Source organism: Oerskovia douganii (assembly GCF_015142735.1).
Classification (GTDB): Bacteria; Actinomycetota; Actinomycetes; order Actinomycetales; family Cellulomonadaceae; genus Oerskovia; species Oerskovia douganii.
Genome location: NZ_JACSPN010000004.1, coordinates 1 through 3,198, shown reverse-complemented (window position 1 = coordinate 3,198; position 3,198 = coordinate 1). Strand labels below are relative to the sequence as shown.

Sequence of the window (3,198 nt, the reverse complement as noted above, 5' to 3'; positions counted from 1 at the left end):
GTGCTCGCGAGCTTCCACCCCTCGACGACGACCGCGGACGCGGCGTCGGTCAGGTCCCTGCCCGACGGGGCCAAGGTCCTGCGCAGGACGTCCGTTCGCGAACCTCTCCACAGGCTGTCGCTGTTCCGGGTCCTGAGCGCCCCGTCGGGCAGGGACCTGACCGACGCCGCGTCCGCGGTCGTCGTCGAGGGGTGGAAGCTCGCGAGCACGGGCCTCGCCCGTGCCGACGGTGGCGAGCACGTGGAGGGCACCCGGATCGCTCCGGAGGGCAACACGGTCGTCCGGTACCTCACGCCGAGCAGGTGGGCCGCCGCTCAGAGCTCGCCCGGACGGTGGCCGGGTTCGCAGCTGGCCCGGCTCGGGGACGTCGCGGTGCCCGTCGACCTCGTCTACACCTGGGTCGACGGCGCCGACCCCGAGTGGCTCGCACGGAAGGACCGGGCGCTCCACGGCGTCGGGGCCGGGCAGCTCAACGAGACGGCGGTGTCGGACTCGCGCTTCGCGTCGCGGGACGAGCTGAGGTACTCGTTGCGGTCGGTCGAGATGTACGCGAGCTGGGTCCGCAACGTCTACATCGTCACGGACCGGCAGGTGCCCGCCTGGCTCGACACGTCGAACCCGCGCGTGCGCGTCGTCGACCACCGGGAGATCTTCACGGACCCGACCAGGCTCCCGGTCTTCAACTCGCATGCGATCGAGTCCCAGCTCCATCACATCGACGGCTTGTCGGACCGCTACCTGTACATGAACGACGACATCTTCTTCGGGCGTCCCACGTCACCGGAGCTCTTCTTCGAGGGGGACGGCCTGACCCGGTTCTTCCTCTCGACCGCGGTCCTCGACCTGGACCCGCCCGGCCCACGAGACCTGCCCGTGCTGTCGGCGGCCAAGCAGAACCGAGAGCTCGTCGAGCGGACGTTCGGACGGACCATCACGCAGAAGTTCAAGCACACCCCTCACCCTCAGAGCAGGGCCGTGCTGGACGAGATGGAGGAGAGGTTCCCGGAGATCTTCGAGGCCGCCTCCGCGTCGAGGTTCCGTCACCCGGAGGACCACTCGATCGCCTCGGCGCTCCACCACTACTACGCCTACGCGACGGCTCGGGCCGTCCCGGGGGACGTCTCGTACGTCTACCAGGACATCGCGCGCCCCGAGGCCGTCCTGACCTTCAACCGCCTGCGTCGCCTCCGCGACGTCGACGTGTTCTGCCTGAACGACACCGACGGCGCCGTCGGATCACCGAAGGAGCGATCCATGGTCGACCTCCTCGACGAGCTCTTCCCCCTGCCGAGCCGATTCGAGCGCACCGCGTGACCCGGCTCGGTGCGGCACTGCGCAAGGTCGTGTCGCGCCCGACCGCGCCGCCGAAGCCCCCTTCGCTCGACGAGATCGGTCGCGCGCTCGACCTCGACCAGTCGTCGCTCGGGCACGACCACCTGAGGCACTACGAGTCCGCCCTGGAGGACCTGGGCAGGTCGCCGCGCTCGATCGTCGTCGTCGCGGGTCGGCACCCGCGGGCCACCGGCCTCGCGTTCGTCCGGCGCTATCCGCAGGCCGACGTGCACGTCCTGAGCTTCGTGCCCGGTGCCGTGCGGCCCGGCGACCCGGCGACGTTGCGTGTGCAGCCGGTGGAGGACGTCGACGGGGTCCTCGACGCGCTGGCGGGCATCGCCGACATCGACCTGCTCGTCGACGACGGGCGCCACCTGAAGTCGGAGAAGAGGCGCCTGCTGCGCGAGTGCCTCTTCGCGGTGGCCGACGGCGGCGTGTACGCGGTCGAGGACCTCCACGGACTGACGATCGACTCGATGCTCGACGTCCCCGGAGAGGACGTGCTGGACCTGGTGCAAGGCATCCAGCGCCGACGGGTCGACGGCTCGCTGGGCGACGTGCCACCTCGCGACGACGAGACAGCGCTCGCGGCAGCGGTGCGGGGCACGGTCTTCCGCCCCAGGCTCCTCCTCCTGACGAAGGAGGGCGAGCACCTGGTCAAGCTGCGCGAGGACGCGCCCCTCGAGCCGATCGTCCGCGGGCGGCGCGGCGAGTGGCTCGAGGAACGCCGGGTCGAGGAGTCCTTCGACTTCCCGACCAGGGTGGACGTCACGACCAACCGTCCCGACCTGGGGCGACACCTCGTCGAGTCGATCCGGGTTCCCGAGCTGCGCGTGCGGACGTACACGGGGGTCACGGTCCGGCCGCGGCTCCTGCGGGTGCACGACGGCCTGGTCCTTCCCGAGACGTTCCGCCTGTACCGGCACGCCCGGATGAAGTCGACGCAGCTCGTCGACACGAGCCAGCGGTACGCCCAGGTTCGAGTGCCGGACCGTTCGGCCCCCGAGCCCTTGGCGGGCACCTACTACGACCTGGACAGCGAGCACACCGGAACCTTCGGCCACCTCGTCACCGAGGTGGTCTCGAAGCTCTGGGGCTGGCGCGCCGCCAGGGAGGCCCACCCCGACCTCAAGGCACTCGTGTCGCCCTCGGACGGCACGTCGACGCTGCCGCGGTGGTTCGTCGACATGCTCGACGCCTACGGGATCGGCGAGGACAGGATCGAGGTGCTCGACCGGCCTCGCACGGTCGAGCGTCTCGTGAGCGTCACCCCCCTCTTCTCGAACCCGAGCGTGGTGCACCCGCGCATCCGCGAGACCTGGCACGACCTGCGGGACAGCCTGCTGACACGGTCGAGCGGTCTGGAGCTGCCGAGACGCTTCTTCGTCGGCCGGGCCGAGACCCTCACCCGGCAGTGCCACAACGGTCGTGAGGTCGAGGAGCTCTTCGCCAGGCACGGATTCGTCAAGGTGTTCCCCGAGCGGTTGAGCATCCCTGACCAGGCGGCGCTCTTCGCCGGGGCCGAGGCCATCGCCGGGTACGGCGGCAGCGGCATGCTGTCCTCGATCTTCACCCCCGACGACATCCCGCGCTTCGTGATCTCGCCCGAGGGGTACGACGCGATGAACGAGTTCCTCATCGCCGCCGCCCAGGGCGGGAGCCTCCACTACTACTACTGCCCGGCGGACGTGCCGCGCGGGCGGTCCTGGTCGTCGGCCGCCTACTTCTCCGACTTCACGTTCGACGTCGAGAAGGACGGGCCGGACCTCGCCGAGCGGTTGGCCGCGCTCTAGGTGTACTGACCCGTTGCGTTGTTGATTCGGTCGATGGGTCGTAGGCCGCCGATGCCGAGGTGGGGTCGTTCCA

2 protein-coding genes are annotated in these 3,198 nt (G+C 70.4%); both read left to right on the top strand.

Features of this window, described 5'->3' with window-relative positions; translation table 11 throughout:
- Window positions 1–1,314 (top strand): stealth family protein (locus H9623_RS04240; RefSeq protein WP_193718824.1); only part of this gene is annotated, 1,314 nt, incomplete at its 5' end.
- The gene (locus H9623_RS19920) at window positions 1,311–3,125 is read left to right on the top strand and encodes a glycosyltransferase family 61 protein (RefSeq protein ID WP_193718823.1); all 1,815 of its coding nucleotides are present in this window, start codon (window positions 1,311–1,313) and stop codon (window positions 3,123–3,125) included. The genes H9623_RS04240 and H9623_RS19920, both read left to right, overlap by 4 nt.
- Window positions 3,126–3,198 lie beyond the last annotated feature (73 nt).